We start from the raw sequence: 26,351 nt of genomic DNA, 5'->3' as shown, positions 1-26,351 counted from the left end.
AACCAAATTTGATATGCTGATTTACCGTCCGCACCATTTTGACCGTCTTTACCAGGCTCTCCGGGATCACCTTTGATTTCATATGAACCAAATTTATGCCATTCTAGATTTCCGTTTTCATTCTTTTGATAAACATAGGCATCGCCGGTACTAAGATCCCAATAGGTATCGCCTTCTTTCGGTGAAGTTATCTGTGTTGATGTTGAAGGATCACCCTCGCCTAAAGTTGCGGATTTACCGTCCTCACCGTGTGTAAATACTAATTCCCACGAATTATCTTTTAATTCATAAATATTGCCGCTTTTTTCATCGAAGAAACGATCGCCATTATTTGCATCTTTTATTTTGTCTGCATTCTGTGGATCGTTTGGATCACCTTCTCCGAAAATTACTGAAGGTTTTGTGTTGATAAGGTCTAATACAATCGAATTATCAGCTTTATTTCCATCTTTATCTTTTGCTATAAAATTGACTGTATTTTTGCCAATAGGAAGTTCTTTATCTGGGGTGTAACTCCAAGAGCCATCATCATCGACTTGTGCATTTCCTCTTACAATTTCATTTCCATTTTGATCTCTGATGATGACTTCTATTTCGTTATCTTTGCTGTTTGTTTTACCAGTAATGGTAGGGGTTTTATCCGGCGTGATCGGATCAATCTGTAGGGTTAACCCATCAGGCTCTGAAGACGGTTTCTGAGTTGGATCTTCTGAGTTGGATCTTCTGAGTTTCCTCCACCATTTCTGCTCTGTGATGGATCTGTAGGCTCTCCATTAGGCTCATTCGTTGAACCTTGTGAATTTTTTCCACCATTTTCCGGTAACTCATTTGTTTCTGTTTTTTCGCCATTTTTGTCTCCGTTTGAACTTGAACCACCGGCAGAAACCGCTGCCGCAATCCCGCCTGCCAATAAACCGCCACCTAAAATCCACCAACCAACATTATTGGATTCCGGTAATGTACCTATTTCACCGGCAACCAACCCTGATAATTCGTGGTCCACTTGGGTAATGATCACTGTGCCATAACTGTCATCGTCTTTCTGTACATCCAACTCTGCAAAACATTGACTCTCTTTGCTGCAAGTTGACCAGAACCCTTGAATCACAACCTCAATATCTTCATCAACTAACTTCAATACTAGGTTGTCGTGATCACGGTAGACCTTTAAATCTTTCGGTGTTTTACCGGTAACAGTGTCGATTATATTATATTTTTCGCCGATTGTAGCATTTATATTATACTTCTCGTGCTCGTTTAGCGATTTTTTAACCAATTTATTTTTAATAACAAGTTGGATGCTCATAACTATTCCAATAGTCCTCTAATAAGAATTTAAATTTGTAAATAAGGAAGGTATTTTGATGTGAGAAAATTACTCTCAAATAATAGATAACTCAACATTCTTTTTGTATTCAAAATGAAAATTAATTAATATTTATGTATATTAAAATCATTTATACGAAAAAATATGAAAATTTCAAAATACCCCCCCCCCCCGATCACAAAAATCATATTATATTGATAAATATATATTTTATTTTTTACAGCTTAAAAAATGAACTGCAAAAATGATATTAATACACTCAATTTTTGATTTATAAAAAAATCACTTTAGAACAGGAAATAATATTCACCATTGATAACAAAATATTATTAAATTTTATTTTTAATTCTCTTTAAAAAATAAATTTATTAGTTTTTTCTTTATTTTTAATAATATTAAAATTTTCACTATTGCCATTAATGCTATTTTTTTTATAGAACAAAAAAACAACATCATTTGAAGTGAAATATCTTATTGATATTTATATAATTTTTATAAAAAATTAAATTTTTTCTTAGAAAAAGTGTATAAAAATGCTTTCTGAGATAATTTACCTATCACATTATTATTTTGTAGCTACTATGCTACAAAATATAAACTTAATAACACAAAAAATAATTTCAAAAGTGATTATATTTATTAAAATTTCATTTTTGATGACGGTTTTCAGCACTGATAAACACAGGCTTAGTAACCTTTTTCAGGTAATTTTGATCTATATCCGGTTCATATTTTTTCGCAAAATGTACCGATTTTGTGTGCAAACGCTATTTGCTACATCGCAGAGTTATCGTTAAGAATTGATCTGGTTCAAGATAAGACATAAAAACTCAGCAGCTGGCACACTGCCTGCTGCTGATCAAAAGATAAGATGTTGGCTACAAAGTAGTGCTTATTGAGATTGAAGGTAATCAAGCACCACTTGATGATGCTCTCCGGTTTTGAACTTATCAAACACTTTTTCAATCTCACCTTGCTCATTAATTAAAAAACTGATGCGATGAATGCCGTCAAAGGTTCTGCCCATAAATTTTTTCTCACCCCAAACGCCGAATGCCTCTGCGACTTTGTGTTCCGGATCGGATAACAGTGTGAAATTAAGTTCTTTCTTCTGTTCAAATTGCGCCAATTTTGCCGGTAAATCAGGGCTGATACCTAAAACTTTCACATTTAACTTCTGCCACTCTGCTTTTGTATCACGAATGCCACACGCTTGGGTTGTGCATCCCGGTGTTAACGCTTTCGGATAGAAATAGACCAGCACTTTTTGTCCACGAAATTCGTTTAATGATACCGGTTGGGAATGTTGATCCAATAAGGTAAATTCCGGTGCCTTTGCACCTGCGGTTAAAGTTTGCATTGATTTTCTCCTTTAATTTTTACTCGCTTGTACTTGGCTTCCCTTCATTAAGAATGCTGAAGCTTCGTACAATGAAAGTATCAAGCTGTTTTTATTTGCAGCGGCTTTGTCCGCGCTCAAACAAATTATAGTGAAAAATAAAAAAATTGCTTGCAATGTAAGGTAATTTTGGCAATCTAGAAAACATTGTTTTTCTAAAAATTTTGTATTACAGCGAACAAACGCTCAGGAGGAATTATGTCATCACAACCTTTATTTTCAGGCAGCATTGTTGCCCTCGTAACCCCAATGGATAGCGCCGGTGAAGTCAATTACGGTCAATTAAAAAAATTGGTTAATTACCATATCGAAGCCGGCACCAATGCGATTGTTTCCGTAGGCACCAGCGGTGAATCTGCCACTTTAAGTATTGAAGAAAACATTAAAACCATTTTAAAAACACTCGAATTTGCCGATGGCCGCATTCCGGTAATTGCCGGAACAGGTGCCAATGCCACCAGTGAAGCGGTTACAATGACCAAATTATTAAACGGCAGCGGTATTGCCGGCTGTTTAACTGTAGTGCCTTACTACAACAAACCGACACAGGAAGGGATGTATCAGCATTTTAAAACCATTGCTGAATGCACCGATTTACCGCAAATCCTTTATAACGTACCGGGACGTACCGGCAGCGATTTATTGCCGGAAACTGTCGGTCGCTTGTCTAAAATCGAAAATATTGTCGGTATTAAAGAAGCAACCGGTGATGTTAGCCGCGTGAAAAAAATTAAACAGCTTGCCGGTGAAGATTTCATTGTGTTAAGCGGTGATGATGCGACTTTCTTAGATTCTATGAAAGAGGGTGCGGAAGGGGTGATTTCAGTAACCACCAATGTGGCAGCGGCAGATATGGCAAAAGTTTGTCAGTTGGCTTTAGCCGGTAAATTTGATGAAGCGGAAAAAATTAATCAACGTTTAATGGCATTGCACCACGATCTGTTTGTTGAATCCAATCCAATTCCGGTGAAATGGGCGTGCTACAAACTCGGCTTAATTGATGAACCGACACTGCGTCTACCGCTCACTGTATTAAGTGAAGCAGCGCAACCAAAAGTGATTAAAGCGTTGCAAACAGCCGGTTTATTATAATATTTAGCAATTTAATGGGGTGTTTATGCACCCCATTCTCATTTTTAGGGGAAAATTATGTCTTATCAAGTTGTCGCTTTTGATTTAGACGGCACATTATTGAACAGTAACGGTGAAATCTTGCCAAGCAGTGTTGAGGCGATACAAAAAGCCAAAACTCTCGGTAAAAAAGTGGTGTTGGTAACCGGTCGCCATCATACAGCGGTGAAACCCTATTATCATCAACTTGGCTTGGATACGCCGGTAATCTGCTGTAACGGCACTTATCTATACCAAATGCAAAATGATCAGGTGTTGGCAGCCAATCCGTTGACTGCCGCCAAAGCAAAACGCATTTTGGATTTAGCCAATCAATATGGCTCTCACGTGTTGCTCTACTCCCGAGATGCAATGAATTTTCAGATATTTAATCCCCATATGACAAAATTCAAAGCGTGGGCGGACAGTTGTGATGAGGTGGTTCGTCCGAATGTGCGTCAAGTGCCTGATCTCTATCACTTTATCAGCAGCGGCGATATTATTTGGAAATGTGTTATCAGTGCACCAAATCGGGAAGTGATGTTGCAAGTGGTAGATCAACTGTCGGCGGATCAATTCAGTTGCGAATGGTCGTGGGTTGATCGTGTTGATATTGCCAATGTCGGCAACAGCAAAGGTGGGCGTTTATTGGAATTATTGCAAGCGTGGCAAATTGATCCGCAACAGGTCATTGCATTTGGCGATAACCATAATGATACCAGTATGCTATCGAGTGTCGGCTTAGGTGTTGCGATGGGTAATGCTGAAGAAGAAGTGAAACAACAGGCAAAATTGGTCACCCTTAGCAACGATGAAAATGGCATTGCTGCTACACTTGAGCAATATCTTTTTAATTAGTCGCAGGTAAACCGCTATATTGCGTAACACGTCCGTGGCGGGCAAAGCCGAATAAAGTGAGGTTGTGTTGTTCCGCCATTTCCACCGCTAACGCCGTCGGTGCGGAAATTGCCACCAGCATTTCAACACCACAAGCTAAGCATTTTTGCACCATTTCATAGCTGGCACGACTGCTCACAAAAACAAACCCTTGCGGACTCTGATGCGTTGCATACCATCCTAATAATTTATCCAGTGCAACGTGCCGTCCGACATCTTCACGAATTGCCAACAATTCACCTTGAGGATTAAAAAAAGCGGCGGCGTGTGTTGCGCCGGTTGCTTGCGCCAAAGGTTGATGCTGTTCCAGTTGTGTTAAACAACCATCGAGTCGATTTAACTCCAATGTGAACGTTGGCGTAATAGAGGCATAATGACGTTTCACTTGTTGTAACTGCTCCACGCCACAAATACCGCAACCGGTTCTGCCGACTAAATTTCGCCGATATTGCTTTAAATCAACAAATTTACGCGTGGACAGTTCTATTTGCACTTCAATCCCTTCGCAACTCGGTTCAACATCAATGCCATAAATCTGTTTCGGATCATCAATAATGCCTTCGGTCAAAGAAAAACCAATCGCAAAATCTTCTAAATCTTGGGGCGTGCACATCATTACACTGTGAGAAATATCGTTATAAACCAAGGCTACCGGCATTTCGACCGCTAACGTTTCCATTTTTTCTTCCGCAATCAAGCTCGGATCACAAAAATTCACTTTTTTTTGATAAAAAACACTTTTCTTATTAATGAACTGCATCACATTTTTCCCAAAATACCTATAATAAGTAGGTGTATCTTTCTAGCGATCGGCATATGCTTGCCGACGTAATCCTCAATATAAACAGACAATTGAGCGTTGATTATATTACAAAGAAAGAGTAACCTACACCGCAAAATGTATGGATTACATTTTGATTACAATCTAAAACAAATTTATTAACCACTCTATTACTATCCAACAAGGAGTATCTATGCAGGTCACAAGAAGAAAATTCTTTAAGATCTGTGCAGGTGGAATGGCTGGCACAAGTGCCGCTATGCTCGGGTTCGCGCCGGAAGCGGCGTTGGCTGCTCCTCGTGAGTATAAATTATTACACACGACAGAAACGAGAAATACCTGTACTTACTGTGCTGTTGGCTGTGGAATGCTACTTTATTCCATCGGCGATAAAGCAAAAAATGTTAAAGGCAAATTGTTCCATATCGAAGGCGATCCGGATCATCCTGTAAGCCGCGGAGCGCTTTGTCCGAAAGGTGCCGGTGCCTTAGATTATGTAAACAGCCCGAACCGTTTACAATATCCGGAATATCGTGCGCCGGGTTCTAAAGAATGGAAACGTATTTCTTGGCACGAAGCAATTACACGTATCGCCCGCTTAATGAAAGATGACCGCGATGCCAATTATATTGAAACCAATGCAGAGGGTACTCCGGTAAACCGTTGGTTAACCACAGGTATGTTGGCGGCATCAGCAGCGAGTAACGAAACCGGCATTTTGACCCAAAAATGGGCAAGAATGTTAGGTATTCTTTCTGTAGACAACCAAGCGAGTATCTGACACGGACCAACGGTAGCAAGTCTTGCTCCATCATTTGGTCGCGGTGCGATGACCAATCACTGGGTTGATATTAAAAATTCCGATCTCGTTATCGTGATGGGCGGTAATGCCGCTGAGGCACACCCTGTCGGTTTCCGTTGGGCAATCGAAGCGAAGAAAAACAATGGTGCGAAAATTATGGTGGTAGATCCACGTTTCCATCGTACCGCATCTGTCGCCGATATTTATATGCCGATTCGTTCAGGTACCGATATTGCATTCCTCTCAGGGGTAATTAACTATCTATTAAGCAACGATAAGATCCAACACGAATATGTTAAACACTATACCAATGCAACTTTCTTAGTAAACGAAGGCTTTGGTTTTGAAGAGGGTCTATTCAGCGGTTACGATCCTGAAAAACGCCAATATGATAAATCCACTTGGTCTTATCAGTTGGATGAAGAAGGTTTCGCTAAACGTGATATGACTATGCAAGATCCGCGTTGTGTTATTAATCTATTGAAGAAACACGTTTCCCGTTATACACCGGAAATGGTTGAACGTATTTGCGGAACAAAACAAAAAGATTTCTTAACTTTCTGTACTGAAATCGCTAAAACAGCCGATCCGGCGAAGGCTGCCACCTTTATGTACGCATTAGGCTGGACTCAACACACTGTTGGTTCACAAAATATTCGTACTATGGCAATGATCCAGTTATTACTCGGTAATATCGGGGTTGCCGGTGGTGGTGTCAATGCGTTGCGTGGGCACTCAAACGTACAAGGAATTACTGACTTAGGTCTATTCCCGCATATGTTGCCGGGCTATATGGGCTTACCGACCGATAAAGATATTTCTTTAGAAACTTATCTCAATCGCATTACACCGAAACTTTCACAAAAAGGTCAGGTCAATTACTGGGGTAACACACCTAAATTCTTTATCAGTATGTTGAAAACTTTCTTTGGTGACAAAGCGACTGCCGACAATCAATTCGGTTATCACTTCTTGCCGAAGATGGATCAAAAATATGACCACTTCCGTTTCATCGATATGATGTATGCCGGCAAAGTCAACGGTTATCTCTGCCAAGGCTTTAACCCGATTGCTTCATATCCAGATAAAAACAAAGTGATCAGCGCACTCAGCAAACTGAAATTCTTAGTTGTTATGGATCCGTTAGCAACAGATACTTCCGATTTCTGGAAAAACTACGGTGAATATAACGACGTGAAAACCGAAGATATTCAAACCGAAGTCTTCCGTTTACCAACTACCTGTTTCGCTGAAGAAGACGGTTCAATCGCCAACTCAGGTCGTTGGTTACAATGGCACTGGAAAGGTGCTGCTGCGCCTGAAGAAGCCAAACCGGATGTTGTTATTCTTTCTGAAATTCGTGAAGCAATGCTAGAGCTTTACGATAAAGAGGGCGGTCGCGGAATTGAACAACTTCACGCGATGTCGTGGAATTACCTCAATCCGACTGAACCGACAGCCGAAGAATTAGCGAAAGAAAATAACGGTTATGCGCTGGAAGATATTAAAGATGCGAACGGTAATATTTTAGTTAAAAAAGGTGAATTATTACCAAGTTTCGGTTTCTTGCGCGATGACGGTACCACTTCCGCCGGTAACTGGATTTATACCGGTCAATGGACAGAAAAAGGCAATATGATGGCTCGCCGCGACAGCTCTGATCCATCAGGTTTAGGTAACACTTTAGGTTGGGCATTTGCGTGGCCGTTAAACCGCCGTATCATCTATAACCGTGCGTCCGCTGATTTACAAGGTAAACCTTGGAATCCGAAACGCCAATTAGTGAAATGGAACGGTAAAAACTGGAACTACGTCGATGTTGCCGACTTTGGTGCTGCACCGCCGGGAAGCGATGTGACTCCGTTCATTATGCAACCTGAAGGGGTTTCTCGTCTGTTTGCTATCGATAAGATGGCAGAAGGTCCGTTCCCTGAACATTATGAACCGATTGAAACACCGATTGGTACAAACCCATTGCATCCGAACGTGGTTTCAAACCCTGTGGCGCGTATTTTGGCATCAGACAAGGAATCTTTCGGTTCACACGAAAAATTCCCTTATGTCGGAACAACTTATCGTTTAACTGAACATTTCCACTTCTGGACGAAGAACTCACTATTAAATGTGATTGCACAGCCGGAACAATTTGTGGAAATCAGCGAACAACTTGCTGCCGAAAAAGGCATTAAACACGGCGATAAAGTAAAAGTGACTTCTGTTCGTGGTTATATTAAAGCAGTTGCTGTTGTTACCAAACGTATCCGTCCATTAAACGTTGACGGTAAACCGGTACATACTGTCGGTATTCCGATTCACTGGGGCTTTGTCGGTGTCGGTAAAAAAGGCTTCTTCGCCAATAACTTGACACCTCGTGTCGGTGATGCCAATACGCAAACACCGGAATTCAAAGCGTTTTTAGTTAACATTGAAAAAGTAGCGGAGGCATAAGATGGCAGTTCAAACTCAAGATATTATCCGCGCCTCAGCCACTTCAGCGCTAACACCGGCACCACAAGTGCGTGATCACACGGTAGAGGTGGCAAAATTAATTGACGTAACAACCTGTATCGGTTGTAAAGCGTGCCAAGTCGCTTGTTCCGAATGGAACAATCTACGTGCCGAACCGGGTGAATGTGTCGGTAGTTACGACAACCCGGTTGATTTAGAGCCAAAAGCTTGGACAGTGATGAAATTCAACGAAGTTGAAGAAAATGATCGTCTTGAATGGTTAATCCGTAAAGACGGTTGTATGCACTGTGCTGAACCGGGCTGTTTGAAAGCTTGTCCTTCACCGGGAGCGATCATTCAGTATGCAAACGGTATCGTTGACTATCAATCCGATAAATGTATCGGTTGTGGTTACTGTATTGCCGGTTGTCCGTTTAACGTTCCTCGTATCAATCCGGAAGATAATCGTGCTTATAAATGTACGCTTTGTTCCGATCGTGTCAGTGTCGGTCAGGCTCCGGCTTGTGCGAAAACTTGTCCGACCGGCGCAATCCATTTCGGTAGCAAACAGGAAATGTTGGAATATGCTGAAAAACGCGTAGCGGATCTTAAGAGCCGTGGCTATGAAAATGCCGGTATTTATGATCCTCAAGGTGTTGGCGGTACTCACGTAATGTATGTGCTACACCACGCTGATCGTCCTGAACTCTATTCCGGTTTACCAAAAGATCCACATATCAGCGAAGTGGTTTCGCTCTGGAAAGGCATTCTTAAACCACTTGCCGGAGTGGCAATGGGTGCATTAGCGGTAGGTGCGGCAGCTCACTACATTGCAATAGGTCCAAACACTGAAGAGATGGATGAAGAAAAACCGCTTGATCCGCACGAAAATGATGAAAAAGGAGGGAAATAACGATGGTAGATTTAAACAAAAAAGTGTTACGCCATAATACCAAAGAACGTTTAAGTCACTGGCTTGTTGTTTTCTGTTTTTTCACAACAGGATTGTCCGGGCTTTCATTCTTCTTCCAAGACTTCTCTTGGATTGCGGATATTCTCGGTACACCGCAACTGGCAAGAATTGTGCATCCATTTACCGGATTAATTATGATTGCTGCTTTTATGGTGCTGTTTAAAACCTATTGGCGTGACAATTTAATCGAAAAAGACGACTGGCGTTGGCTGTTAAATGTGGTGGAAGTGTTGAAAGGCAACGAACACCACGTGTCTGATGTCGGTCACTACAATATGGGACAGAAATTACTCTTCTGGACACTCATCGGCGCATTATTGCTGTTGTTAGTTACCGGAGTCATTATGTGGCGACCTTATTTCGCGCCATTATTCCCAATTCCTGTTATCCGTGTTGCGATTTTATTGCACGCTTGCAGTGCAATCGCTTTAATCCTCGGCATTATGGTTCATATCTATATGGCGATTTGGGTGAAAGGATCAATTACCGGAATGCTTGTCGGTACTGTTACTGCACGTTGGGCGAAAAAACATCACCCACGTTGGTTCCGTGAAGAAATCAAACCGATTTTAGAACGAGAAGAACAACAGGAAAAACAATAATATGAGTATTCGTATCCTACCGGAAAGCGAAATCAAACAGGCAGCGGAGGGGCTAAACAGCCCCCCGCTTCTTTTCGCAAATCCTAAAAATTTATATCAACGTCGAGCGAAACGCTTACGTCAATTAGCGGAAAACAGTCCTTTCAAAGATTATTTGCAATTCACCGCAAAAATTGTTGATGTACAGCTAAGATTATTACAGGAACAACCTATCGCAAAAGATCCTCGTTTAGATAAAGAGGTTCTAAGCGCAGAAGTTCTCGCCTCACAGCCGTTACATTTCAAAAACTGGAAACGTGATGCTGTTTGGCAAACGCTACTCACTCATCTACTTGAAGAGTGTAAAAGTTTTGCCGATGGCGTCATTGCCGATACCATCGAAACATTGGAAAAAATGTCTATGCAACAACGTGAACAAATTGCTGATCATCTACTGAACAGTGAATTTGAAGCGGTAAGCAGTGATCAGGCAATTTTTGTGTGGGCAGCTTTAAATCTTTATTGGGTACAATTAGTGCAACAAATTCCACATCACGCTAATGCGGAACTCGGTGAACATCGCCATTTCTGCCCGGTATGCGGTTCAGCGCCGATCACCAGTGTGGTTCATTTCAGCACAACACAAGGCTTGCGTTATGTACATTGTGCGCTGTGTGAAAGCGAATGGAATATTGTGCGCAGTAAATGTACAAATTGTGAACAAACTGCGCATATCGATTATTGGTCACTTGATAGCGAATATGCGGCGGTCAAAGCGGAAAGCTGCGATGATTGCCACAGCTATTTAAAGGTGTTATATCAAGATAAAGATCCTAATGTTGAACCGGCGGCAGATGACTTGGCAACCTTGTTGCTCGACAATGAAATGGAAGAAAAAGGCTATGCCCGTAGCGGAATTAATCCATTGCTCTTTCCAGTCGGTTAAATGCTAAATAAAAAGGCTTTGCCATTAGATTTCATCTTCGCGGCAAAGCCTCTGTTTTCTCAAATTTATTCTGCCAATTCCTTTCTTAATTTTGCCGCCACATAACCACAACTTGCCTTGAGTTTTAAATTTTTCTCAGCAATAAAATGACGCAACGCTTGAATTAATTTATCGCCTACACCTTGATTACGTAAACTCACATCAACGAAAGTATGATCAGCATTAATCATCGTTTCATTCAGATAAACATAACTCAAAAATGCGACACACTGATGCTGTTTCTCAATAAAAAAACGCCCTTGTTGCCCGTTATCCTGATGTTGAATTTCCAACTCCACCTTTTTATTCCCTCGTTTTTAGCTGGTTTAAAATCGAACAAAACAGCACAAATGCTCAATAAAAATTCATTGTTCTCAACGACAAATCAGCTCATATATTTAGCCTGATCAATTTCAGTGGTAAATGGGCTCTCTTCGGTCGGGATTTTCTTCTCTTCCGCCGCCCATTCGCCTAAATCAATTAATTGGCAACGCTTACTACAAAACGGACGGTAAGGGCTTTTCTCCGACCATTCCACCTCTTTGTGGCAAATCGGGCAAGGAACAGTAAATATCTCTTCTTTTTCACTCACTTTATCTGACATTGTTCACCTCTGTTTGTGCTAATCGTAAATACTTTTGATGCAACTGCTGCACTTCATTTTTTAACGCTTGTAGATTTTCCGGCGTTAACGGCTGTTCATTACTGATAACATCATCCGCCTCTGCTAAACGTTGTTGACGTGAAACTTGTGATTGCATAATTTTTCTAATCAATGCTGCTGAATTTTGATCACGTCGGCTTGCCCGTTGTAACTGGGTTTCTTCACTGACATCAACCACTAAAATACGATCACAATAATGCTGCAGATGATTTTCCAACAACAGCGGCACAACCCATAATACATAAGGTGCTGTTTGTTGCTGTAATTGTCGCAACATTTCCTCTCTGATTGCCGGATGTAACAGCCGGTTAAGCCACTGTTTCTGCGCTTCGTCATTAAATACCTTTTGCCGCAATGCACTACGATCCAATGCCCCTTCGGCAGTTAATATCTCCGAACCAAAATGTTCCGCAATTTTTACCAACAGTGGGGAACCTTTTTCCACCACCTGACGAGCCACAATATCGGCATCAATTATCGGCACATTGAGTTCCGTAAACAGATCGGCAATCGTGCTTTTGCCGCAGCCGATACCGCCGGTCAGCCCGACCACATAACTCATTCATTACACTCCACTTAATATAAAAAAGAGAGTTTGCCGCTCTCCTGTAATAAAAATAGACTTAACGCTGCAATCACCAAACTCGGTGCGAAGGGGATATAACGCCCTCGACCACCGCTTAAAAGTAAATAGTGCAGTATGGCTATTATACTGGATATGAGTAACAGATAGGGAAGAAAATATACCGAAATCAATAACGCTAACGAGGGGAATAATAAAACATCACCTAGCCCTAATGCGTTTGTTTTTCCGCTTAAATATAACAAAAGATAAAGCAATAATCCGGAAACAAAAGCGGTAGAAAAGCTAATCACCGCATCAAAAAGAGCTAGTGAACTTATTTCAAACGCTGCCAACAATAATGCACAAACCAACAATAAATAACAGTGGATCACAGAAATTCGCTGATATTGATAATCCAATATTGCGACCTGATAACATACGGCGTAAAGCACATAATACAACCCCACTGCCCAACTCTTCATCGTTAAAAAATAACAGGCTAGTGCAATCAGTAAGTAGCAAAGAAGATGCAAGCTGCTCTCCACGTTAAAACAAACTGAGGTTTTTTCAGACAAAATAGCGTGCTGCTGTTGATGCCAACAGAAGAAAGCAACACTCAACAACAATAAAACCGCAACCATCATAAAACCACATTGCCCATATTAAAAATCGGCAGATACATACCGGCAATAACCACACCAATAATCGAGCCGATTATTAACATTAATATCGGCTCCAATAATTTAGAAAAAAGCTCCACCTGATTAGATAAATTTTGTTGGCTCTGTTCCGCTAAATAGTGCAACATCTGCACCAAATTGCCGCTATTTTCACCGATAATAATCATCTGTTTTGCCTGATAAGGAATAAAGCGACTGCTCAACCCTGCAGAAAATCGTTGTCCTGCCTGCAAACTCTGTAAACATTGCTGTGCTTCGATCGCTAAAATGGATTCTGTTGCTGCTCGGCTTCGTTGATAACCGGATTGAGGCACAAAGGTGGCTAAACTCTGTTGCAAGGTTATGCCTGAATTTAACATTGAAGAGAGAATGGTATAAAACTGAATTTGTTGTAACTGCAAATAAAGCCGCTGAATTGACGGCACTAAGCAAGCCAATTTCAATAATTGCCGACGTAATGAAGGAAACATCAGATAACACCGCCGTAACGCCACAATGCCTACGACAAATACCGCCAATAATTGCCACAGATAATTTTGCAAAAATTGCGAGCTCTGTAATAAAACTTGTGTAATCAACGGTAAGGCGTGCTGTTGTTGATCATATAAATCAGCAAATTTAGGCACAATAAAGAGCAGCAATAACACCGTTAATAACATTGACACCGACAACATCATTAACGGATAAAACATAATTTTTTTCATCTGCTGCCGTAACTTTAGTTGTCGCAATTTATTATCCGCTAATTGTTTCATTACCTTTGCCAATTGCGCACTGATTTCACCGCTGTATAACAATTGCCACTCCTGTTCCGATAAAAATTGCTTTTCATTTTTTAATGCCGTTGATAATGAAAAGCCACTGTTCAATGCGGTTAAGCACCGCCCTATCAGTTGGTATAAAGAGGTTGAATCACAACTTTCCTGTAACATCTGCAACGCCGGTTTCAACGGTATCTCTGCCTGCAACAATAATGCGAACTGCAATAAAAATTCAGCTTGTTTCTCCAATGTTAGTGTGGAGAAAAATTGCCAATTTTTATTTAATGAGGATAAAAAGATCCCTTGTGCAAAAAGGCGTTGACGTGCCTGTTCCCGATCATCCGCAATCAATACCCCTTTGACGCTATTACCAAATTGATCTTTTCCTTTCCAACGATATTCCGGCATTGTGTTTCTCCATTTTTAGCTGTTCTCCGTCTTGCCGAAGACGCGCTCAACCTCTGCTGTTGTCGTGATCTGTTGCTGTAATTTAAGCTGTGCTGCCGCCAATAATGTCGGATAATCCATTTGAATTTGTTGTTGCTGATAATGTAGCAGTTGATAAACGCCGGTTCGTCCGCGATAACCGTCAACACAATCGCATTGCTGAGATTTATCACCTTGGCATAAGGTGCAACGTTTGCGGACTAAACGTTGTGCCACCACCAGCAATAATGAATTTTCCAATTCGTGTTGTGCAATTCCCAACTGTTGTAATCGGGAAATTGCACCGATTGCCGTATTGGTATGCAGTGTCGATAACACTAAATGCCCCGTCTGTGCCGCGCGTAATGCTATCTCTGCCGTTTCCTGATCTCGAATTTCCCCAACCATAATGACATCCGGATCTTGGCGTAAAAAACTCCGCAATAATGTCGCAAAAGTTAAACCGATTGCGGCATTTGCTTGGGTCTGAATAATGCCGTTTAATTGCAGTTCTATCGGATCTTCCGCCGTAAGAATATGGCGACTTTCCTGATTTAAAAAATGTAAACCGCTATATAATGTCAAACTTTTACCACTTCCGGTCGGTCCGGTCACCAAAATTAATCCTTGCGGTTGAGATAACGCTTGCCGAAACAGCACAGCCTGCTCGTTTGTCATTCCCAGTTCGGTAAAGTCATCAAACACCGGTGTGTTAGGTTGCAATCGTAATACGATTTTTTCACCATATTGTGTCGGTAGAGAAGATAACCGAATATCTAATGTTTCACCGAATGCGGTTTTAAAACGAAAACGACCATCCTGCGGCAAGCGTAATTCGTTAATATCCAGTTTTGCCAACAATTTTAGGCGTGAGTTTAAGCGTTGACCTATTGACAATGTCAGCACCTGATGTCGTTGTAATACGCCGTCAATCCTAAAGCGAATCTGGAACTCCTGACGTAACGGCTCAAGATGAATATCAGAAACGGAATATTGCAAACCTGATTCCAATAATTGATTGAATAGTTGAATAATCGGCTCTTGTGCATCAACTTCCGCAATTTCATCCGATTTTGCGACAATATCATTTTGCTGATAACTATGCAGTTGTGATTCTTGCACTTGATTTGTCGCCGTTCCGGGTTGCAGCTGCTGTAATAACTGTTTCAGTGCAGTTTGTCCGATCGCAACCGGCTCAATCTGTTTGCCGGAAAGAAAAGCAAAGGTCTCGCAAGCTGCTAAATTATCGAAAGACTCAACCGCTAACCATAACTGTTGCGCTTGTTCCTGCAACGGTACAGCTAAATAACGCAATAACAGTTCATATTGCTGTTGATTCTTCTGCCATTGCAATTCTGAAATTTCAAACAGCTGCTCCGAATCCAATGCCTTTACACAATAGCCCATTTTCGCTGCTCCCTAATTAATTTGCAGAAGTATTGCTACAAAATCCTGCCGGAAACAGCCCATTATCACCGCTACAAGTTACACTCCAATCAATTAATTCACCGTTATTGCCGTCACTTGGTGTCATCGTATAACTGATGCTCTCCAGACTGGGTTTACCGAAAACAGAAATAACACCGGCAGCCACATTAACCTCTTTAAGATATTTAAATTTATCCATATTAGACGGCTTCGCCTGAATGCCGTTTTGACCGGCGTTACAGCTTGCTTTACTCTTAGTGTTATAAATACAGAGTTCAACTTCCGCCTTATAGGGTGAAGAGGCCTGAATCAATTCTGATATTGCCGCCTTTTTGGTGTAATTTTGATAAGAAGGAATGGCAATGGTTGCCAACACGGCAATAATCGCAATGACGATCATCAATTCGATTAAAGTAAATCCGGCATAATTCGACTTAAGTTGTTCACGTTTTTTCATATCAGCTCCTCGCAAAAAAATTTGCTAAAAAATGACAAAAACAGCTTCATTAGCCTAGAAACTCGTTAAAATATTGTGATACTGATCGAAAAAAGAGAATTTTTATGTACAAAATAATAGATGGTACGCTACAAAATGCAGTACAAATTCCTTCACCGCATTTTGATCAGCGCCCCGATGTTAATGATATTTCATTGCTGGTGATTCACTATATCAGCCTACCGCCGGAACAATTTAGCGGCGATTTTATTGATGATTTCTTTCAAGGGAAATTAGACCCTTCGCTTCACCCCTATTTTGCTGAAATTTATCAGCAACGGGTTTCCGCACACTGTTTGATCAGACGAAACGGTGAAATTAAACAGTATGTTAATTTTAATCAACGTGCGTGGCACGCCGGCTTGTCTTCGTTTCAAGGGCGTGAAAAATGTAATGATTTTGCTATTGGGATTGAGTTGGAGGGGAGCAATAATCAACCCTTTACTGAACAACAATATTGCACTTTGGCTGAAGTCACCGCTGCCATTATGCAAACTTACCCGTTAATTACGCCCGATCGGATTGTTGGCCATTGCGATATTTCGCCCGGTCGTAAGATCGATCCCGGTCAATATTTCAACTGGCATTATTACCGACAAAAATTGAGCTATATCAAATAATCACGTGATTTACCTCATTTAAGTAATTAAAGCCTTCGTTATCCGGGCTTATACTGCCGCCAACGATTTATCAGAGAGGTACGAATATGGAAAATCCATTTGATGCACACTGGTCATCGAAAGGTAATACCCTTTGTTTAGGGCATTGGGAAATTACTTATCAAGGCAAACCCATTACTTTGCCGGAAGAGAAACGCGAACACGATATGGGCACACGCGGAATTTACAATTTTATCGATCCGGAAGATGAGCTTTATCTTGAAGGATTGGATGAAAATGACTGGATTTTAGAAAATATTGAATGGTTAACCGATGTTTTTATTCAGGAAGATATTCCGATTGAAGAACAAAATATGCGCTTTTTTTATCAAGCAGTAAATAAAGATGATTGGCGTTGCGGCAGCTGTGGCGGTTGTATTTAAATCACAGTTGATATTCGAGAAGCGAAAAAACCGCAAAAGCATTTCGATTCTCGAATATTCTTGTTTATAATGACCGCCATTTAGTCAATTTTGCTCAATCCTATTTTTATGCTTTCTCAGTTAGAACAATATTTTTCTCATTTACGCCATTATTTAAAACACAAAACACATCAAACTTCTCGTCTTTCCCGCAAAAGTATTGAATTTATCTGTTTACTGCTTGGAGCACTCTTAGTGGCACTTGTTTCTTGGGGATTTGCAAAACTGGTTGAATTGGGGTTGGAAATTAATACTTTTTTAGTCAATCTCAATCCAATCGTTGCTTGGATTTTACTTCCTTTCGGCATTGCAGCACTTGCGTGGTTTACCCAAAAATTTACGCCTTATGTAGCCGGTAGCGGTATCCCTCAAGTTATCGCTTCTATTGCTTTACCGCACGGCAAGCCTAAAGAAACATTGGTACATTTTGCTCAAACCGTCTGGAAAATTCCGCTCACCTTTTTGGCAATGTGTTGCGGCGCATCCGTCGGGCGTGAAGGGCCTTCGGTACAGGTGGGTGCGGCAGTAATGTTATCTTGGGGGAAATTCTGTCGCAAATATAATTTAGCATTTAACGGCTTGAGTTATAACGAATTAATTGCTACCGGTGCTGCCGGCGGTTTGGCAGCTGCATTTAATGCCCCCTTGGCAGGGGTTATTTTTGCCATTGAAGAGATTGGAAGAGGCACACCGTTACGTTGGGAACGCCGTGTATTATTGGGGGTTCTTGCTGCCGGTTTTATGCTGGTGCTGATTCAAGGGAATAACCCTTACTTTCCGCAATATCGCGGTGCCGACAGCGTACAAAATATTGTGCTGTGGTTACTGATTACTGCCGTTATCTGCGGTTTCTTCGGTGGTTTATTCGCGCGTCTATTAGGTAAAGGGCTTGCCGCTTATTTACCTGCATTTATGCGTGGCTTTGTCCGCCGCCACCCTATCATTGTTGCCTTTATTCTCGGACTATTATTAGCAGCACTCGGTACATTCACCAATCATCAAACATACGGCACCGGCTATGCGGTGGTTACTCAAGCATTAAATGATCAGGCTTTAGATAATTCTGTCGGCATTGCTAAACTGTTTGCCACTGTTTTTACTTACTGGTCCGGAATTGCCGGCGGGATTTTTACACCGGCATTAACCACCGGTGCTGCAATCGGCAGCAACATTTGGCATTTGAGCGGAGGTATCGTTGATCAACGTTTTTTAGTGTTATTATCTATGGCAGCTTTTTTAGCGGCGGCAACACAATCACCGGTGACTGCCAGTGTGATTGTAATGGAAATGACAGGAAGTCAGCCCGAATTAGTCTGGCTGCTCAGTACCAGCTTAATGGCTTCCATCGTGTCACGCCAAATTTGCCCTAAACCGTTTTATCATTTTGCGGCGGGACGCTTCCGTCAACGTATTCAAGAACAATTTAATCAACAACAGAAAACCAATGACAACAACACAAATTGATTTTTATCGTGGGCGATTTTCTGTCGCCCCAATGCTGGATTGGACCACACGTCACTGCCGTTTTTTTCATCGACAATTCAGTCGTCATACTTTGCTGTACACCGAAATGGTCACCGCACCGGCGATCATTTATGCTAAATATGATCATCTGCTTTATCATCCGCAAGAATTGCCGTTAGCACTACAATTAGGCGGCAGTGATCCGCAACAACTGGCGGATTGTGCCGCACTTGCCGAGCAGCGTGGTTACAGTGAAGTTAACTTGAATGTCGGTTGCCCATCAGACCGCGTGCAAAACGGTTTCTTCGGTGCCTGTCTAATGGCAAAAGCGGACTTGGTGGCACAATGTATTGACGCAATGCAGCAACGCATCAATATTCCGGTCACGGTTAAAACCCGAATCGGCATTGATGATCTCGACAGTTATGAATTTCTTTGTGATTTTGTTGAAAAAGTCTCTGCAGTCGGTTGTCAGGATTTTATTATTCACGCCAGAAAAGCGTGGCTTGCCGGATTAAGCCCGAAAGAAAATCGAGAAATTCCACCGCTTGATTACACGCGTGTTTATCAATTAAAACGGGATTTTCCACAACTGAAAATTGCGATCAATGGCGGCATAAAAACGATTGAAGAGATACAACGGCATTTACAATATGTCGATGGCGTAATGGTTGGGCGAGAGGCTTATCAAAATCCGCAATTATTGGGATATATTGATCAAGCGTTGTTTGATCCGAATGCAGCAATCGTTACCCCATTAGAAGCGGTTGAAAAAATGTTTCCTTATATTGAACGGGAATTACAACAAGGCGTGCCGTTGGGAGCAATCACACGTCATATGCTGGGTGCATTCCAAAATCAACGCGGTGCAAGACAATGGCGACGTTATTTAAGCGAAAATGCACATAAAACCGGCGCCGGTATCGAAGTGGTTGAAAAGGCGTTGTCTTTCGTGCAATAGCGGTAATAAGTGATTGCATTGATTTGCCTTTTCTTACTAAAAATAACGTAGAATGGACAGGCTTTTGAATTTGAGTCATTCAGATCAAAAATAAGTGATAACGCAATCAACTTCACGACAAAATAGTGGTAAAGTAAATGCGGTTTTTCTAAGAGAAATGCTCTTATCTACTCGAAATTAGCTAGCAAAGAAGGAGAAAAATATGGCAACTCGCCGAGAATTAGCAAACGCAATTCGTTTTTTAAGTATGGATGCGGTGCAAAAAGCAAAATCAGGGCACCCGGGTGCGCCTATGGGAATGGCGGATATCGCCGAAGTTTTATGGCGTGATTTTTTATCTCATAATCCAAACAACCCGAAATGGGTTAATCGTGACCGCTTTGTGCTTTCCAACGGTCACGGCTCAATGTTGATTTATAGCTTGTTACACTTAACCGGTTACGACCTTTCTATCGACGATTTAAAACAATTCCGTCAATTACACTCTAAAACGCCGGGTCACCCTGAATATGGTTATGCACCGGGTGTCGAAACAACCACCGGTCCATTGGGACAAGGTATTACCAACGCTGTCGGGATGGCGATTGCTGAAAAAACCTTGGCCGGTCAATTTAACCGTCCGGGACACGATGTGATTGACCACTATACTTATGTTTTCTTGGGCGACGGCTGCTTAATGGAGGGTGTTTCTCACGAAGCCTGCTCTCTTGCCGGTACTTTAGGTTTGGGTAAATTAATTGCGTTCTACGATGACAACAATATCTCAATCGACGGTCACGTTGACGGTTGGTTTACCGATGATACCCAAAAACGTTTTGAAGCTTACGGCTGGCACGTCATTCCTGCAGTAGACGGTCATAATTCCGCTGAAATCAAAGCGGCGATTGAAGCAGCAAAAGCGGAAACCTCAAAACCGACATTAATTATCTGTAAAACCATTATCGGCTATGGCTCACCGAATAAAGCCAATTCTCACGATAGCCACGGTGCACCATTGGGTGATGAAGAAATTGCATTGACTCGTAAGAATTTAGGTTGGAACTATGCACCGTTTGAAATTCCGGCTGAAATTTATGCAGAATGGGATGCAAAACAGCAAGGTGCGGCAAAAGAAGCGGAATGGAATAAACGCTTTGCCGCTTACCAAGCAGCCTATCCGGAATTGGCAGCTGAATTATCACGTCGTTTAGCCGGCGAATTACCGGCAGATTGGAAAGCACAATCTCAAGCCTTTATCGAAAAATTGCAAGCCAATCCGGCGACTATCGCCAGCCGTAAAGCCTCACAAAATGCAATTGAAGCCTATGCCAAAATCCTACCGGAATTTTTAGGCGGTTCTGCTGACTTGGCAGGCTCAAACTTAACCTTATGGTCAGGTTCAAAACCGTTACGTGCCAATGTGGTTGACGGTAACTATATCAACTACGGTGTGCGTGAATTCGGGATGTCCGCCATTATGAACGGTATTGCGCTACACGGTGGCTTTATTCCTTACGGTGCGACTTTCTTAATGTTTATGGAATATGCGCATAATGCGGTGCGTATGGCAGCATTAATGAAACAACGTGTGTTGTTCGTTTACACCCACGACTCTATCGGCTTAGGGGAAGATGGCCCAACTCACCAACCTGTTGAACAAACTGCGGCATTACGTTTAATTCCAAATTTGGAAACCTGGCGTCCGTGTGACCAAGTGGAATCTGCAATTGCGTGGCAGGCGGCAGTTGAACGTGCTGAAGGTCCAAGTGCATTAATTTTCACTCGTCAAAACCTAGCGCAAATGGATAGAAATGCGGAACAGCTTGCTAACGTAAGACGCGGTGCTTATATCTTAAAAGATTGCGAAGGCACACCTGAATTAATCTTTATTGCAACCGGTTCGGAAGTGGAATTGGCAGTGAAAGCGGCTGAACAATTAACCGCAGAAGGTCACAAAGTACGTGTTGTATCTATGCCAAGCACCAATGTTTTCGATAAACAGAATGCCGCTTATAAAGAAAGCGTATTACCAAGCAGTGTCAACAAACGTGTTGCTATTGAAGCCGGCATTGCCGATTTCTGGTATAAATACGTTGGTTTAGAAGGTCGTATTGTCGGAATGAATCGTTTCGGTGAATCTGCACCGGCAGGCGAGTTATTCAAACTCTTCGGCTTCACTGTGGATAATGTTGTCGCTAAAGCAAAAGAAATTCTATAACTTTGCTGTTGTGATTTAATGTTGAACACTCCTCCATTAGTCAATAGTGGGGGAGTTTTTATTTGCAAACATCTTGTCATTCTCTACTCAATTAAAAATAGACCGCTTACATATCACGCTTTTATTTTGTTTTGAGTAACATAAAAATAACAATTTTCTTAAATTTCTCATTGCCTATCTGTTGCCATTGCCAAAATTTCGCTGTAAAGTAATCGACCATTAGTCGGGGTGCTGTTTAACAGCTGAGAAAATACCCGTTGAACCTGATCCAGTTAGCACTGACGTAGGAAACTAATTATGCAACATTTACACTTTTTATCTATTCCCATTTCCTTTCTGATTTTTACTCATTACCGCTATTTATCATTCATTCGCTGATATTGGGTTATCAATAATGAATGCGGTAGAAATCCGACAATTAACCTTGTCATTTGCTGACAAGCCACTGTTTGTCGACTTTAATTTTGATATTGCCCACGCTCGTTGGAGTGCTGTTCTCGGGCGTTCCGGTGTGGGTAAATCGACTTTATTGCGTGTCATTGCCGGATTGGAACAAAACGCACTGAAATCAGGAAAAATCATATTTAAACATTGCCTGAACCATCAGCAAAAAATTGCATTTATGGCACAAAATGACGGCTTGTTTCCTTGGTTATCCGTTTTAGATAACGTGCAGCTGGCACAGCATTTACAAGGCACAAAAAATCAAGCAAGCCACCAACAAGCGTTATCTCTACTGGAGCAAGTGCAATTAGCGGATTATCAGCATAAGCCTTGTTATCAACTTTCCGGCGGCCAACGGCAACGTGTAGCATTGGCGAGAACGCTAATGCAATCTTCCGATTTAATCTTAATGGATGAACCTTTTTCCGCTTTAGATGTGGTTACACGCCAACAGCTCTATCAACTTGCAACCACCTTATTAGCCGGGAAAACGGTCCTATTGGTCACACACGATCCGCAAGAAGCATTACAGCTATGTGATGATATTTTTGTGCTGCAAAAACAAACTGATCGTATTGTTCTCTCACATAAAGTTTCAGCCGTTGTTCATTCACCGCAACAACCGCAATTTTGGCAGTTATACCAACAGTTATTCTCTCTTTTGCAGGAGGAATCTTAATGTATTCGCTATCCTCACTGTTAAAAACTGCGCTGCTCTGTCTATTTTTATTAGCATTATGGCAAGGCGCAATTCTTGTTTGGAATTTACCGCACTATCTGTTGCCGACACCGTCCGATGTGTTCCAACAGCTCGCTTCTCGGCATCAGCTGTTGTGGCAGCACACAATGGTTACGTTATTGGAAATTTTTCTTGGCTTGTTTCTTGGCTTTATTTTCGGTTTGTTTTCCGCCATTTTGCTCTCTATATCCAATCGGATTGCTACTTTTTTATTGCCGTTACTACTGATCTCGCAAGCTATTCCTGTTTTTGCGATTGCGCCACTGCTGGTGTTGTGGCTCGGTTATGGATTGGCTTCAAAGGTCGCAATGACAATTCTAATTATCTATTTTCCGGTTACCGCCGCCTGTTATGACGGTTTGAGAAATACACCGAAGATTTGGTTGGAACTGGCACAAACCATGCAAATTACTCGTTGGCAAATGCTGTTTAAAGTTCGTCTACCGGCAGCATTACCTGCGCTCGCATCCGGTTTACGCATAGCCGTTTCCATTGCACCGATTGGCACAGTCATCGGCGAATGGGTCGGTGCAAATCAAGGTTTAGGCTATCTAATGCTACACGCCAACGCACGTATGCAGGTTGATTTAATGTTTTCTGCCCTGTTTTTATTAATGTTAATCACGCTACTGCTCTTTTTTATTACCGATAAATTACTGCGTCGTGCCTTACCTTGGGTGACGCAATTACGTTAAGGAGAAATAATGTCAATTACACAGCGATTTATGCAACAGGCTCAACCGGATTGGCAACATTACGTTGAACATCCTTTTGTGCAACAGCTTGGCAACGGCACATTACCGCTCGCCTCTTTTCAACATTATCTGATTCAAGATTATCACTATTTACTGCATTACAGCCGTGCTTTAGCGTTGGCGATGTATAAATCTCACCACTTTGCGCAACTTACTGCTTTTAATCAAGATTTGCAGCATATTTTGGCAGAAGTGCAATTACATATTCATTATTGCCAACAATGGCAAATTTCTAAATCTGAGCTGGACAATACACCGGAATCGCCGGCTTGTGTGGCTTATACCCGTTATATGCTTGATTGCGGTTTACAAGGCGGTTTAGCTGAACTTTATACTGCCATTGCACCTTGTGCTTTAGGCTATGCAGAAATCGGTAAACGGCTAGCGGCTGTACCACAGGCGAAAAATAATCCTTATCAGACTTGGATTGATACCTATGCCGCCAAGGAGTTTCAAGCTGCTGCCAATGCTATTGCACAACAGCTAGAACAACTTTGTTCCGGTATTTCTCCACAACAACAGCAAAATTTGCAGCATATTTTTACCACCGCTACCCGAATGGAAATTGCCTTTTGGCAAATGGGGTTGGATCGTTCATAACATTAATCAGAGGAAATCTTATGAAAATTCGTCTATTTTTTACTGCATTTTTACTCTCATTTTTTGCTTGGTTTGCGCAAGCTGAAAAATTAAGTTTACAACTGGATTGGTTCGTTAACCCTGATCACGCGGCTCTCATTGTGGCGCAACAGAAAGGATTTTTTGCAAAAAATGGAATTGAGGTGGAAATCATTGAACCTGCCGATCCCTCTATACCACCAAAATTAGTGGCTGCCGGCAAAAGTGATTTAGCTGTCGGTTATCAACCACAACTTTATTTAGATGTCGATCAAGGCTTGCCTTTGGTGCGTATAGCCACATTAATCGCAACGCCATTAAACAGTATCGTTGCCTTAAAAGAGAGCAATATCAAAACATTAGCCGATTTTAAAGGCAAAAAAATCGGTTATTCGGTCAGTGGTTTTGAAGAGGTTTTACTCGGCACAATGCTGAAATCCGCCGGCGTTAATCCGAATGAAGTGGAAAAAATCAATGTAAATTGGTCATTATCACCGGCATTGATGAGCAAACAGGTGGATGGTGTAGTCGGTGCATTTCGTAATTTTGAACTTAATCAGCTGAGTTTAGAAAAACAACAGGGAATCGCTTTTTATCCGGAAGAACACGGTGTGCCAATCTATGATGAATTGCTTTTATTAGCCAATAAAAACAAATTAGACAACCCTCAATATCAAGCAAAACTCTCCGCTTTTCTCACTGCTATTGAACAGGCGACCGTTTATATCAGCAATCATCCACAAGAGGCGTGGCAAACATTTATTAGCTATAAACCGCAAGAATTGGATAACGCACTGAATCGTGCAGCGTGGCAAGATACTTTGCCTCGTTTAAGTTTAATGCCACGTGCATTGGATCAGCATCGTTACCAAACAATGGCGGAATTTATGCACCAACAGGGATTAATTAAAAAAGTACCGCTTTTATCCGATTATGCACGTCAAATTAAGTAGAAAGGAAATAATATGAACTTCAATTTATTAGAAAAAATTCGCCAAACCAATCCTTTAATCCATAACATCACCAACATTGTGGTGGCAAACTATGTAGCGAATGGACTATTAGCCTTGGGCGCATCGCCGATTATGGCGGATGCCGAAGAAGAAATGGCGGATCTTGCCCAATTTAGTGCTGCCTTGGTGATTAACATTGGCACGCTCGATCCTTTCAAAGTGAAAGCTATGCTGGCGGCTGGCAAAGCAGCAAATAAAGTTGGCATTCCTGTGGTGCTTGATCCTGTGGGCGTGGGCGCAACACAGTATCGCAAGGACGTGGTCGCTGAATTACTGAGCAAGGTAAAATTCACCGCTATTCGTGGCAATGCAGGGGAAATCGCTCAGTTAGCTGGGGTGAATTGGGCAGCGAAAGGTGTTGACGCAGGGCAAGGCGAAGGCGATGTAAAACAAATTGCAAAACTGGCTGCGCAACGTCATCAATGTGTTGTGGCAGTGAGCGGTGCGGTAGATTACATCAGCAATGGCGTGCAAGTGGCAGCCATTGATAACGGCACGCCAATGTTTCCTAAAATCACGGGCTCAGGCTGTTTGCTTGGCGCGGTGTTAGGGGCATTTTTAGCGGTCAATCCGAGCCAACCTTTTAATGCGGTAGTGCAAGCCAGTACGGCCTATGCGTTGGCAGGGCAACTGGCTGCGAAAGACTTAGTAAGCACAAAATATGGGCAATTTTACACCGCACTTTTAGATCAGCTTGGCGAACTGAGCGATCAACAAGTGGCACAATTCGCACAGGTTCACATAGAAAAATAAGGA

General features: G+C 41.8%; 27 protein-coding genes and 1 riboswitch. Of the genes, 16 read left to right on the top strand and 11 right to left on the bottom strand.

Going from position 1 to position 26,351, the window contains the following annotated elements; all coding sequences use genetic code 11:
• The 3 genes from A3EO_RS13885 to bcp all read right to left on the bottom strand — a co-directional run.
• On the bottom strand, positions 1 to 626 hold a 626-nt coding region (locus A3EO_RS13885; protein WP_409359781.1), incomplete at its 3' end, for an Ig-like domain-containing protein.
• 41 nt (positions 627 to 667) lie between these two features.
• Positions 668 to 1,306 carry a hypothetical protein gene (locus tag A3EO_RS12570; protein WP_018345925.1) on the bottom strand — a complete coding sequence of 213 codons (639 nt, stop codon included), beginning with the start codon at positions 1,304 to 1,306 and terminating at the stop codon, positions 668 to 670.
• 913 nt (positions 1,307 to 2,219) lie between these two features.
• The gene (bcp, locus tag A3EO_RS0102945) at positions 2,220 to 2,687 is read right to left on the bottom strand and encodes a thioredoxin-dependent thiol peroxidase (RefSeq protein WP_018345924.1); all 468 of its coding nucleotides are present in this window, start codon (positions 2,685 to 2,687) and stop codon (positions 2,220 to 2,222) included.
• A 237-nt stretch (positions 2,688 to 2,924) separates the two neighbouring features.
• Here bcp and dapA point away from each other — a divergent pair, with 237 nt between their 5' ends.
• Together dapA and A3EO_RS0102935 are read left to right on the top strand one after the other, a co-directional pair.
• A complete protein-coding gene (dapA, locus tag A3EO_RS0102940) occupies positions 2,925 to 3,818 on the top strand; it encodes a 4-hydroxy-tetrahydrodipicolinate synthase (protein WP_018345923.1) in 894 nt (297 codons plus the stop codon).
• A 57-nt stretch (positions 3,819 to 3,875) separates the two neighbouring features.
• Complete coding sequence (locus A3EO_RS0102935) at positions 3,876 to 4,694, top strand: pyridoxal phosphatase (RefSeq protein WP_018345922.1); 819 nt, start codon at positions 3,876 to 3,878, stop codon at positions 4,692 to 4,694.
• On the opposite strand, the gene fdhD is transcribed toward A3EO_RS0102935, so the two are convergent.
• Positions 4,687 to 5,493: a formate dehydrogenase accessory sulfurtransferase FdhD gene (fdhD, locus tag A3EO_RS0102930; protein WP_018345921.1), complete on the bottom strand. Its 807-nt coding sequence runs from the start codon at positions 5,491 to 5,493 to the stop codon at positions 4,687 to 4,689. The genes A3EO_RS0102935 and fdhD overlap by 8 nt on opposite strands.
• Before the next feature lie 214 nt (positions 5,494 to 5,707).
• On the opposite strand from fdhD, the gene fdnG reads away from it, so the two are divergent.
• From fdnG to fdhE, 4 genes are read left to right on the top strand one after another with little or no spacing between them, the layout of a single operon-like run.
• Complete coding sequence (gene fdnG, locus A3EO_RS0102920) at positions 5,708 to 8,764, top strand: formate dehydrogenase-N subunit alpha (protein WP_143403222.1); 3,057 nt, start codon at positions 5,708 to 5,710, stop codon at positions 8,762 to 8,764.
• Position 8,765: 1 nt separating this feature from the next.
• Positions 8,766 to 9,677 carry a formate dehydrogenase subunit beta gene (fdxH, locus tag A3EO_RS0102915; RefSeq protein WP_018345919.1) on the top strand — a complete coding sequence of 304 codons (912 nt, stop codon included), beginning with the start codon at positions 8,766 to 8,768 and terminating at the stop codon, positions 9,675 to 9,677.
• Between the two features lie 2 nt (positions 9,678 to 9,679).
• Positions 9,680 to 10,339 carry a formate dehydrogenase subunit gamma gene (locus A3EO_RS0102910; RefSeq protein WP_018345918.1) on the top strand — a complete coding sequence of 220 codons (660 nt, stop codon included), beginning with the start codon at positions 9,680 to 9,682 and terminating at the stop codon, positions 10,337 to 10,339.
• Position 10,340: 1 nt separating this feature from the next.
• Entirely contained in the window at positions 10,341 to 11,264 is a 924-nt protein-coding gene (gene fdhE, locus A3EO_RS0102905; protein ID WP_018345917.1) for a formate dehydrogenase accessory protein FdhE, read from the top strand.
• Positions 11,265 to 11,329: 65 nt separating this feature from the next.
• On the opposite strand, the gene A3EO_RS0102900 is transcribed toward fdhE, so the two are convergent.
• The 7 genes from A3EO_RS0102900 to A3EO_RS0102870 all read right to left on the bottom strand — a co-directional run bounded on the left by A3EO_RS0102900 (position 11,330) and on the right by A3EO_RS0102870 (position 16,284).
• Positions 11,330 to 11,602, bottom strand: a complete 273-nt coding sequence (locus tag A3EO_RS0102900) for a GNAT family N-acetyltransferase (RefSeq protein WP_018345916.1) — start codon at positions 11,600 to 11,602, stop codon at positions 11,330 to 11,332.
• A gap of 86 nt (positions 11,603 to 11,688) precedes the next feature.
• Positions 11,689 to 11,907 carry a DNA gyrase inhibitor YacG gene (gene yacG, locus A3EO_RS0102895; RefSeq protein ID WP_018345915.1) on the bottom strand — a complete coding sequence of 73 codons (219 nt, stop codon included), beginning with the start codon at positions 11,905 to 11,907 and terminating at the stop codon, positions 11,689 to 11,691.
• Positions 11,897 to 12,529, bottom strand: a complete 633-nt coding sequence (coaE, locus tag A3EO_RS0102890) for a dephospho-CoA kinase (RefSeq protein WP_018345914.1) — start codon at positions 12,527 to 12,529, stop codon at positions 11,897 to 11,899. Before coaE ends, yacG begins: the two co-directional genes overlap by 11 nt.
• 14 nt (positions 12,530 to 12,543) lie before the next feature.
• Positions 12,544 to 13,176 (bottom strand): prepilin peptidase, encoded by a 633-nt coding sequence (locus tag A3EO_RS0102885; RefSeq protein WP_230589171.1) that lies wholly within the window; start codon positions 13,174 to 13,176, stop codon positions 12,544 to 12,546.
• Complete coding sequence (locus tag A3EO_RS0102880) at positions 13,173 to 14,381, bottom strand: type II secretion system F family protein (RefSeq protein WP_018345912.1); 1,209 nt, start codon at positions 14,379 to 14,381, stop codon at positions 13,173 to 13,175. The genes A3EO_RS0102885 and A3EO_RS0102880 overlap by 4 nt, the downstream gene beginning before the upstream one ends.
• A 15-nt stretch (positions 14,382 to 14,396) precedes the next feature.
• Positions 14,397 to 15,806 (bottom strand): GspE/PulE family protein, encoded by a 1,410-nt coding sequence (locus A3EO_RS0102875; protein ID WP_018345911.1) that lies wholly within the window; start codon positions 15,804 to 15,806, stop codon positions 14,397 to 14,399.
• Between the two features lie 16 nt (positions 15,807 to 15,822).
• A complete protein-coding gene (locus tag A3EO_RS0102870; RefSeq protein ID WP_018345910.1) occupies positions 15,823 to 16,284 on the bottom strand; it encodes a pilin in 462 nt (153 codons plus the stop codon).
• 104 nt (positions 16,285 to 16,388) lie between these two features.
• Here A3EO_RS0102870 and ampD point away from each other — a divergent pair, with 104 nt between their 5' ends.
• The 10 genes from ampD (at position 16,389) to thiM (ending at position 26,348) form a co-directional block, all read left to right on the top strand.
• Entirely contained in the window at positions 16,389 to 16,943 is a 555-nt protein-coding gene (gene ampD, locus A3EO_RS0102865) for a 1,6-anhydro-N-acetylmuramyl-L-alanine amidase AmpD (protein ID WP_018345909.1), read from the top strand.
• Between the two features lie 86 nt (positions 16,944 to 17,029).
• The gene (locus A3EO_RS0102860; RefSeq protein ID WP_013746603.1) at positions 17,030 to 17,365 is read left to right on the top strand and encodes a hypothetical protein; all 336 of its coding nucleotides are present in this window, start codon (positions 17,030 to 17,032) and stop codon (positions 17,363 to 17,365) included.
• 108 nt (positions 17,366 to 17,473) lie between these two features.
• On the top strand, positions 17,474 to 18,868 hold the full coding sequence (locus tag A3EO_RS0102855) for a chloride channel protein (RefSeq protein ID WP_018345908.1): 1,395 nt from the start codon (positions 17,474 to 17,476) through the stop codon (positions 18,866 to 18,868).
• Positions 18,849 to 19,829 (top strand): tRNA dihydrouridine(20/20a) synthase DusA, encoded by a 981-nt coding sequence (dusA, locus tag A3EO_RS0102850; protein ID WP_018345907.1) that lies wholly within the window; start codon positions 18,849 to 18,851, stop codon positions 19,827 to 19,829. Before A3EO_RS0102855 ends, dusA begins: the two co-directional genes overlap by 20 nt.
• A 202-nt stretch (positions 19,830 to 20,031) precedes the next feature.
• Positions 20,032 to 22,026, top strand: a complete 1,995-nt coding sequence (gene tkt / locus A3EO_RS0102845; protein WP_018345906.1) for a transketolase — start codon at positions 20,032 to 20,034, stop codon at positions 22,024 to 22,026.
• A 214-nt stretch (positions 22,027 to 22,240) separates the two neighbouring features.
• Positions 22,241 to 22,333: riboswitch (TPP riboswitch) on the top strand.
• 87 nt (positions 22,334 to 22,420) lie between these two features.
• Positions 22,421 to 23,149 (top strand): ABC transporter ATP-binding protein, encoded by a 729-nt coding sequence (locus tag A3EO_RS0102840; protein ID WP_018345905.1) that lies wholly within the window; start codon positions 22,421 to 22,423, stop codon positions 23,147 to 23,149.
• Complete coding sequence (locus tag A3EO_RS0102835) at positions 23,149 to 23,904, top strand: ABC transporter permease (RefSeq protein ID WP_018345904.1); 756 nt, start codon at positions 23,149 to 23,151, stop codon at positions 23,902 to 23,904. Before A3EO_RS0102840 ends, A3EO_RS0102835 begins: the two co-directional genes overlap by 1 nt.
• 9 nt (positions 23,905 to 23,913) lie before the next feature.
• Positions 23,914 to 24,564 (top strand): thiaminase II, encoded by a 651-nt coding sequence (gene tenA, locus A3EO_RS0102830; protein ID WP_018345903.1) that lies wholly within the window; start codon positions 23,914 to 23,916, stop codon positions 24,562 to 24,564.
• Between the two features lie 20 nt (positions 24,565 to 24,584).
• On the top strand, positions 24,585 to 25,535 hold the full coding sequence (locus A3EO_RS0102825) for an ABC transporter substrate-binding protein (protein WP_018345902.1): 951 nt from the start codon (positions 24,585 to 24,587) through the stop codon (positions 25,533 to 25,535).
• 12 nt (positions 25,536 to 25,547) lie between these two features.
• On the top strand, positions 25,548 to 26,348 hold the full coding sequence (gene thiM, locus A3EO_RS0102820; protein ID WP_018345901.1) for a hydroxyethylthiazole kinase: 801 nt from the start codon (positions 25,548 to 25,550) through the stop codon (positions 26,346 to 26,348).
• The last annotated feature ends 3 nt before the right edge of the window (positions 26,349 to 26,351 follow it).

The sequence above is a fragment of the Gallibacterium anatis DSM 16844 = F 149 genome, from assembly GCF_000379785.1.
GTDB lineage: Bacteria > Pseudomonadota > Gammaproteobacteria > Enterobacterales > Pasteurellaceae > Gallibacterium > Gallibacterium anatis.
Note: the sequence above shows the minus strand (reverse complement) of the source record. Positions and strands in the feature narration are given on the sequence as shown.